2 protein-coding genes are annotated in these 1,022 nt (G+C 48.4%); both read left to right on the top strand.

The annotated features are described in order from the left end of the window. Nucleotides 1-646 (top strand): nitrilase-related carbon-nitrogen hydrolase (locus ACS8FC_RS15080; protein WP_439297370.1); only part of this gene is annotated, 646 nt, incomplete at its 5' end. Nucleotides 647-712: 66 nt separating this feature from the next. Beyond that, nucleotides 713-1,022 (top strand): agmatine deiminase family protein (locus tag ACS8FC_RS15075; RefSeq protein WP_439297369.1); only part of this gene is annotated, 310 nt, incomplete at its 3' end.

The following is a 1,022-nucleotide window of genomic DNA, read 5'->3' as shown; positions in this document are numbered from 1 at the left end:
ACAGTTGGCTAAAGAGCTAGAGGTAGTGCTACCGATTAGCTTTTATGAAAAGTCAGGCAATACCTTTTTTAATAGCGTGACCGTGATTGATGCTGATGGCGAGATACTCGGCACCTATCGCAAGAGTCATATACCAGATGGCATTCCTTATGCCGAAAAATTCTACTTTACCCCTGGTGATACAGGCTTTAAAGTTTGGGACACCAAATACGCCAAAATTGGCGTCGGTATCTGCTGGGATCAGTGGTTCCCTGAATGTGCCCGTAGCATGGCATTGATGGGCGCTGAGCTGTTATTTTATCCCACCGCCATCGGTGATGAGCCGACACTGGGTATCGACTCAAAAGGTCATTGGCAGCGCTGTATGCAAGGTCATGCTGCCGCCAACCTCATGCCTGTTATCGCCTCCAACCGTATTGGCACGGAGACTATTAGTCAAAACGGTCAAGACAGTACCATGCAGTTCTACGGCGGATCATTCATCACTGATGGTCGCGGCGAGATCATACAAGAAGCATCGGCGGATACTAGCGAAGTGATTAGTACGACCTTTGATTTAGACAAACTTGCTATCGAGCGCCGCCAATGGGGCGTGTTCCGTGACCGCCGTCCATCTATGTATGGCACGCTGCTGACTCATGGCTAACTGATGTCCTATTTTTAATCAATCCTCATTACTTTTATCATCGCTTGAATGCGATAAGGTGATTTTATGTCCAGATTACTGACCGATACGACACCAGAGCAAGACGGCTTTCATATGCCAGCAGAGTTTGAGCCGATAGAAAAAGTATGGATGGTATGGCCATACCGAGCGGATAATTGGCGACAACAAGCCGCGCCTGCAAAAAAAGCTTACAGCGATGTTGCATTGGCGATCAGTAAATTTTGCAGCGTAGGCGTGCTGGTCAATCCAGATGACTATGAGCAATGCCGCGATAGCTTGCCTGCCGATATCGATGTCATCTCCCTGCTAAGCAATGATGCGTGGGCGCGAGATACCGTTCCGACGTTTTTGGTCA

Source organism: Psychrobacter sp. 1Y4, assembly GCF_051847555.1.
This window is presented reverse-complemented; position numbering and strand designations above follow the sequence as displayed.